Raw genomic sequence first — 7,063 nt, forward strand, 5'->3', positions numbered from 1 at the left:
GCGCGAGGCCCTTCGGCCCATCGAGCACGCGAATCACGGCGGCGTCGCCGCCGGGGCGCTGCATCGTGTTGCCGAGAATGACATGATCGTATTGCTCCCAGACCCAGCGCTTCGAGCACAGCTCGGACGTGCCGATCAGTGTTTCCAGCGCGGGCAGCAGGCCGACGGGCGGCTTGATGTCGCGCGCGTGGATGATGGGAGGTGATGGGGAGGCGACATGCGGCCGGTCATAGACCGGCGCCTCGTCGCCGAGCTCCTTGATCGGCAGGTCGGCCATGATGTCGCCGCCATGCTTGACCCGAAAGCGCTTGCTCGCCGTGGTGTAGCCGACGACAGCGAAATCGAGCCCCCATTTCTTGAAGATCGCCTCGGCCTCTTTCTCCTTCTCCGGCTTCAGCACCATGAGCATGCGCTCCTGGCTCTCCGAGAGCATCATCTCGTAGGCGCTCATGCCGGTCTCGCGGGTCGGTACCGCGTCGAGATCGAGATCGACGCCGAGATCGCCCTTGGCGCCCATCTCGACCGCAGAGCAGGTCAAACCCGCCGCGCCCATGTCCTGGATCGCGATCACGCAATCGGCCGCCATGATCTCCAGGCAGGCTTCGAGCAGCAGCTTTTCGGCGAAGGGATCGCCGACCTGCACGGTCGGCCGCTTCTCCTCGGAATCCTCGTCGAATTCGGCCGAGGCCATCGAGGCGCCGTGAATGCCATCGCGCCCGGTCTTTGAGCCGAGATAGACGATCGGCATGTTCATGCCGGAGGCGGCGGCGTAAAAAATCTTGTCGGCATCTGCGAGACCGACCGCCATCGCGTTGACCAGGATGTTGCCGTCATAGCGGGTGTGGAAGCGCACTTGGCCGCCGACCGTCGGCACGCCGAAGGAATTGCCGTAGCCGCCGATGCCGGCGACCACGCCGGATACCAGATGCCGTGTCTTCGGGTGCTCCGGCGCGCCGAAGGAAAGCGCGTTCAGACACGCGATCGGACGCGCGCCCATGGTGAAGACGTCACGCAAAATGCCGCCGACGCCGGTGGTCGCGCCCTGATAGGGCTCGATATAGCTCGGATGGTTGTGGCTCTCCATCTTGAACACGACGGCCTGGCCGTCGCCGATGTCGATCACGCCGGCATTCTCGCCCGGCCCCTGGATCACCCAGGGCGCCTTGGTCGGCAGTCCGCGCAGATGGATGCGGGAGGACTTGTACGAGCAGTGCTCGTTCCACATCGCCGAGAAGATGCCGAGTTCGGTGAAGGTCGGCACCCGCCCGATCAGCTTCAGGATTCGCTCATATTCGTCCGGCTTCAGCCCGTGGGCGGCGACCAGTTCGGGGGTGATCTGCGGTTGGTTGCTTGGCATTGGCAGTTATTAGGGAGATCGGAGGGGTCGGAAAAGGCCTTTTAGGCCCCTGTTCCGACCTGTCCAGAGCTAAAGGACGGTATGGCTTGCAGGATTTGCACGTTGTTGGCGGATCGGATTTAACGACGCCAGGGTTGCAGCACAAAGGCCTGATAGCGTGGATGACCTGACAAAATCTGCATTTTCAAAGCGGCCGGACCTTCATGTCGGCACCGAAGGCGAATTCGCCGGCTGGCGCACCTGGAGCCGCGACAATTTCGAGACCCACAGCGGGCCGTTCTGGCATCGGATGGAGGACGACGGCTCGATCCGCTGCGCCTTCCGGGTCGAAAAGAAGCATCTCAACGGTGCCGGCAACGTCCATGGCGGCTGCTTCATGGCGTTTGCCGACTACTGCCTGTTCGCGATATCGGGTCCCATCTTGCGGGAGCCGGGCGTAACAGTGGCGTTTGCCTGCGAGTTCCTCGATGCCGCGCGCGAGGGTGAGCTGATCGAAGGCACCGGGACCATCACCCGCGCCGGCGGCTCCCTGATTTTTCTGCGCGGGCAGTTGAAGTCGGGCGTGCGGCTGGTGTTCACCTTCTCCGGTACGATCAAGCGGGTGAAACGAAAGACGGCCTCCGCAGAGGCCGTCGATTCCAGGTAGGCAGAGTTTTGGTCGCGCTCAACGATTGTCCTGATCGATCACATCGACGATCCTGCGGTCGCGCGGATCGACCAGCACGATCTGGTCGCCGATGGCGACGTAGCTGTACGAGGCGAGGTCGGGATTGTCGCGGGCCAGATCCTGCGGCACCGGCCGCAGCGACAGGCAGGTCTGGCCCGAACCGCCGCCGCCCGCTGTCGATCCGACCGTGGTCGAACCAGCGCTCAAGGCCTCGCGGCGTAGCGATTCGCGTTGCTCCGTCGAGAGCGATATGTGCGTACGCGAATGATAGGATCCGCTGTCGGCCGTAAAACCGCGCTCGGGAATGATGTCGACGACTTCGCGGCTTCGCGGATCGACGATGGTCACCTGGTCCTCGATGACGGTGTATTCATAGCCGCGATATTCGGGCGCGATGCTCACGATGTCGGCGGGCAGTGGACGCGGCCTTACCCGCTCTGGCAGCCGCTCGCCGACATTCACATGGATGTTGATGTTGGTCCGCGCCTGATCGATGTCCCGGTCGCGGCGCAGCCGGTCGATCACCTGCGTGCGCTGCTGGTCGCTGACCTTCACCGAGGACGTCGATGTCTGGTTCTGCGCCTGGCCGGTCGTGTCGCGCTGCCCCGCCTGCCCGGTCATCTGAGGCTGGTTCTGCGGTTGCCGCCCCGCCTGAGTCTCGGTCGATGATGGCGGCTGGGCGGCCTGATTGTTGCGATCGCGTCCCGTCTGTTTCTGCTCCGCGGAGCGGTTGGCATCCGGTCCCTTCTGGTCGGCGGTGCGATCGGTGTCGCGGCCCTTTTGTCCGGTCGTACCCTCTGCCTCCCGACCCTGCTTCGGCTCCTGCTGGGCTGTACCGGTGGTCTGACCGCTGCGCCGTTGTTCCTGGCTCTGCTGCTGTTTGGACTGGCCCGCTTTCCCGGTATCGAGCGCCCGGCGGTCCTGCTTCTGCTGGTCCTTCTGTTCGGTCGTCTGCTCCCGGTCACGGCCGGTCCGCTCGTCCTGACGCTGTTGGCTTTCTCCGACCGTTGAATGCTCGCGGCCCATCTGATCCTGGCTTTGACGCGTCGGCTGTCTGTCGCGAGGCTGCTGGTCCTGCGCCTGCTCGCGCGATGAGGATCCCGCGCCGCGCCGCGGTTCCATCGCGCCGCCTTCGCGTTGCGCGGCGCGGTCGTTCATCCCGCCCATGGCACCGGTCGGCCGCTCCTCGCGGGCGGCGGGGCGCTCGGCGCCCTTGCTGGGAAGCGATGAACGTGCGCCGCCTTCATCACGCCGTGGCAGATCCGATTGCTGCGCGAAAGCGGAGCCGGTGCCAAGGATAAGAGCGACTGCAGCGGTACCAAGCCAATTGATTCTCATGTGAGGAACTCCTGCGTTCCCCGCCCCTGTTGTCGGAGAAAATAACCGGGAGCACGCCGCAGCGTTCCGCCCCTCGCGACAACCAATCGCACGGTGTGGCTTTACCCGGCCAACAGCCCCGGCCCGGTTCAGCCGGACAATTGTCGCTCGGCGATGGACAGCCATTCAGCCTGGGCGTTCCGCACATGGCGTGGTGCGCGCTTCATCTGAACGAGCAGTTCCGCGAACACCACCTTCGCCTCGCTGGTCCGGCCCATGAGCTTGAGCAGCAGGCCGTAACGCACGCGCGCCTCCGCGCCGGGAAAATAGCCTGACAGAGCGTGGTACTCGTCGAGCGCTTCATGGGTGCGCCCGGCCTCCGCCAGGGCGCGGGCATAGAGCAGATGGGCGTCGGCCGACTGATAGTTCGGCCAGCGCTGCTGCAAATCGTCCAGCGTTGCGAGCGCCTCGGCATAGCGGTCCCGGCCGAACTGAGCCTGCGCCTTGCGGAGCGCAACCACCGGTTCTTCGCCGAGCGGCAGTTTCAGGATGTGGTCATAATGACGCTCGGCCTCGTCGAAACGCCCGACCTTCAGGCATTCCTCGGCAAGCGCGGACCGGTTCGCAACCGTGTCGGCCGCCGCGCAATGGTCCGACAATTCGCGATAGCGCTTTTCCGGGTCTAGGCGACTGGCTAAGCGACGGCGCGCCCGCTGGACGTCCGGACTGCCGATCATTTCCGGGATCAGCTCTACCGCGATGTAGGCAAGTGCGCCCAGCGCCGGGATCATCAGGATGATGAAGGCCCAGGGCTGCAACCGTCCGGTCCGCGACGCGTGATAGATCAGGGTAATGTCGAGCAGCAACAAGACCAATGCAAACGGCACGGCGTCCCCCCCGAGGCCAACAAGTGGTATCTTGATAACCCGGTAGACGCTGTCAAACAACCCTAGGTTCAAACGCGACAGAATACGACGCTGTTGCCACAATGCCGCGCTAGAAAGCTGACCTGAACGGATGCTTTGCGGCGTTACGCCGCCTGATCGAGATGCGCGACGAGGCCTGCAAACAAGCCGCGCCCATCGGTGCAGCCCATGATGCTTTCGACGTGGTTTTCGGGGTGCGGCATCATGCCCAAGACATTGCCGCGCTCGTTGACGATGCCGGCGATGGAATGTGCCGCGCCATTGATGTTGGCGCTCTCGTCCACCACACCTTCAGCCGAGCAGTAGCGATAGAGCACCCGCCCATCGCCCTCGAGCCGCTTCAAGGTCTCGTCATCGGCCTCGTAATTGCCCTCGCCATGCGCAACGGGGACTCGGATCACCTGCCCCGCATTGTAGCCGCGGGTGAACGGCGAATCGGAGCGCTCCACGCGCAGATGCACGTCCTTGCAGATGAATTTGAGCCGCGCGTTGCGCATCAGCACGCCCGGCAGAAGCCCCGCTTCGCACAGGATCTGAAAGCCGTTGCAGACCCCGAGCACGAGACCGCCTTTGGCGGCATGGTCGCGCACCGCATCCATGACCGGTGCCCGAGCCGCAATCGCGCCACAGCGCAAGTAATCGCCATAGGAGAAGCCGCCGGGCACCACGACGAGGTCGGTGCCATCGGGCAGCGAGCTCTCCGCATGCCACACCATCGCCGGTGCCTTGCCCGAGATGAGTTTGAGCGCGCGCGCCATGTCGCGCTCGCGATTGATGCCCGGAAAGACGAGGACTGCGGATTTCATCAGAGCAGTTCGACCCGATAATTCTCGATCACCGTGTTCGCCAAAAGCTTGTCGGCGGCCTCCTTCAAGGCCGCCTCCGCTTTGCTGCGGTCGGCACCGGCGAGCTCGATGTCGAACACCTTGCCCTGCCGGACGCTGGCGACGCCCTGGACACCGAGCGATTTCAGCGCCCCCTCGATCGCCTTGCCCTGGGGATCGAGAATGCCGGACTTCAGCGTCACCGTGACTCGTGCCTTCACCGCAAACCTCAGCTCTTGACCAGGACCGGACCGGAGCCGGCCGGCCGCTCGTTTTCCATCAAAATGCCGAGGCGCTTGGCGACTTCCGTATAGGCCTCGAGCAGGCCGCCAAGATCCCTGCGGAAGCGGTCCTTGTCGAGCTTCTCATTCGATTTGATGTCCCACAGCCGGCACGAATCGGGGGAAATCTCGTCGGCGACGATGATTCGCATCATCTCGTTCTCGAACAGCCGCCCGCATTCCATCTTGAAATCGACCAGCCGAATGCCGATACCCAGAAAGAGGCCGGTGAGGAAGTCGTTGACGCGGATCGCCAGCGCCATGATGTCGTCGATCTCCTGCGGCGTCGCCCAGCCGAAGGCGGTGATGTGCTCCTCGGAGACCATGGGATCGTTGAGCTGGTCGTTCTTGTAGTAGAACTCGATGATCGAGCGCGGCAACTGGGTGCCCTCCTCGATCCCGAGCCGCTGCGACAGCGAGCCCGCCGCAACGTTACGAACCACGACTTCCAAAGGCACGATCTCGACCTCGCGAATCAGCTGCTCGCGCATGTTGAGGCGGCGGATGAAGTGGGTCGGCACCCCGATGTCGTTGAGATGCTGAAACAGGTACTCCGAGATCCGGTTGTTGAGGACGCCCTTGCCCTCGATCACCTGGTGCTTCTTGGCATTGAACGCTGTCGCATCGTCCTTGAAGTGCTGAATGAGGGTTCCGGGCTCCGGGCCTTCATAAAGGACCTTGGCCTTGCCTTCATATATGCGACGCCGCCGGCTCATTGGGATGTACCGTGAGTTGTTGAAATCCATGAATTGGTGCGCTCCGGATTACGAGGGACCACGACCACGACGGAGCTGCCGTGCAGGCCGGGTTTAGGGAAACAGAACGAGAACCGAGCCTGACCGCAGGCTATCTGATTGGTCCATCGAGCACAATCGATCGTCACCTCCGTTGTGTCAGTTTTACCGCATTGCCTGCGGCCGGATGGCCCGTTGTCAGGGTATCGTACGCTGCTTATTTAAGCACACAGACAAGTGACCGCAACGCGGCGGAATCACCGTTTCGGTACCCCCGGGGGAACCCCAGTCATGACCACTTTCGACAAGCGCGAAGAGGCCTTCGAGAAGCAATTCGTCATGGACGAGGAGCTTAAGTTCAAGGCCGCGGCGCGCCGCAACAGGCTGCTCGGCCTGTGGGCAGCCGAAAGGCTCGGGCTCGCCGGAACGGAAGCCGATTCCTACGCCAGGCAAGTCGTCGTCGCCGAGTTCGACGAGGGCGGCGACAACGCGGTTGTCGCCAAGGTCAACGGCGACCTCGCAGCAAAGGGCGTTAACCCTGGCGAGGAAGAGATTCGCGCCCGCATGGACGAGCTGATGGCGAAGGCCGTGGCCCAGGTGAAGGCAGGGCTGTAACACCCAGGCGCCATCGAAGCGTGGGGACGAAGCAATCCCCGCGTCTTGCTCGCTTGATTGCTTCGCTCGCAATGACAGCCCGCTCTATCACGCCTCCTTGTAGCCGTATTCCGGCACGTTGCCGCTCGCGCCATAATACTTGTACGGCAGGAATTTTCCCGACATGGTGATCTTGACGCGATCGCCTTTCGGATTGGGCAGGCGCTCCATCACCATGTCGAAATCGATAGCGGACATGATGCCGTCGCCGAACTCCTCCTCGATCAGCGCCTTCCAGGCCGGCCCGTTGATCATCACGAGCTCGTAGAAGCGGTAGATCAGGGGATCGGTCGGCGGCATCGC

The 7,063-nt window shown here is 63.4% G+C and carries 9 protein-coding genes; 2 read left to right on the forward strand and 7 right to left on the reverse strand.

Going from position 1 to position 7,063, the window contains the following annotated elements; genetic code table 11:
- Window positions 1-1,357: phosphoribosylformylglycinamidine synthase subunit PurL (gene purL / locus JOZ76_RS19770; protein ID WP_291701034.1), on the reverse strand; the 1,357-nt coding region annotated here is incomplete at its 3' end.
- Between the two features lie 157 nt (window positions 1,358-1,514).
- Here purL and JOZ76_RS19775 point away from each other — a divergent pair.
- Window positions 1,515-2,003 (forward strand): PaaI family thioesterase, encoded by a 489-nt coding sequence (locus JOZ76_RS19775; RefSeq protein WP_291701035.1) that lies wholly within the window; start codon window positions 1,515-1,517, stop codon window positions 2,001-2,003.
- Between the two features lie 18 nt (window positions 2,004-2,021).
- On the opposite strand, the gene JOZ76_RS19780 is transcribed toward JOZ76_RS19775, so the two are convergent.
- The 5 genes from JOZ76_RS19780 to purC all read right to left on the reverse strand — a co-directional run bounded on the left by JOZ76_RS19780 (window position 2,022) and on the right by purC (window position 6,088).
- Window positions 2,022-3,362, reverse strand: a complete 1,341-nt coding sequence (locus tag JOZ76_RS19780) for a DUF1236 domain-containing protein (protein ID WP_291701036.1) — start codon at window positions 3,360-3,362, stop codon at window positions 2,022-2,024.
- A gap of 128 nt (window positions 3,363-3,490) precedes the next feature.
- Window positions 3,491-4,228, reverse strand: a complete 738-nt coding sequence (locus JOZ76_RS19785; protein ID WP_366938598.1) for a tetratricopeptide repeat protein — start codon at window positions 4,226-4,228, stop codon at window positions 3,491-3,493.
- A 143-nt stretch (window positions 4,229-4,371) separates the two neighbouring features.
- A complete protein-coding gene (gene purQ, locus JOZ76_RS19790) occupies window positions 4,372-5,073 on the reverse strand; it encodes a phosphoribosylformylglycinamidine synthase subunit PurQ (protein WP_291701038.1) in 702 nt (233 codons plus the stop codon).
- Window positions 5,073-5,312 carry a phosphoribosylformylglycinamidine synthase subunit PurS gene (gene purS, locus JOZ76_RS19795; RefSeq protein WP_291701039.1) on the reverse strand — a complete coding sequence of 80 codons (240 nt, stop codon included), beginning with the start codon at window positions 5,310-5,312 and terminating at the stop codon, window positions 5,073-5,075. The genes purQ and purS overlap by 1 nt, the downstream gene beginning before the upstream one ends.
- An 8-nt stretch (window positions 5,313-5,320) precedes the next feature.
- Window positions 5,321-6,088 carry a phosphoribosylaminoimidazolesuccinocarboxamide synthase gene (purC, locus tag JOZ76_RS19800; RefSeq protein ID WP_008974302.1) on the reverse strand — a complete coding sequence of 256 codons (768 nt, stop codon included), beginning with the start codon at window positions 6,086-6,088 and terminating at the stop codon, window positions 5,321-5,323.
- A gap of 309 nt (window positions 6,089-6,397) precedes the next feature.
- Here purC and JOZ76_RS19805 point away from each other — a divergent pair, with 309 nt between their 5' ends.
- Window positions 6,398-6,721 carry a DUF1476 domain-containing protein gene (locus tag JOZ76_RS19805; RefSeq protein ID WP_291701040.1) on the forward strand — a complete coding sequence of 108 codons (324 nt, stop codon included), beginning with the start codon at window positions 6,398-6,400 and terminating at the stop codon, window positions 6,719-6,721.
- A gap of 87 nt (window positions 6,722-6,808) precedes the next feature.
- Here the strand turns inward: JOZ76_RS19805 and JOZ76_RS19810 are convergent.
- The coding region (locus tag JOZ76_RS19810; protein ID WP_441300062.1) for a cyanase at window positions 6,809-7,063 on the reverse strand (255 nt) is incomplete at its 5' end.

It is taken from the genome of Bradyrhizobium sp. (assembly GCF_019244115.1).
Taxonomy (GTDB): Bacteria; Pseudomonadota; Alphaproteobacteria; order Rhizobiales; family Xanthobacteraceae; genus Bradyrhizobium.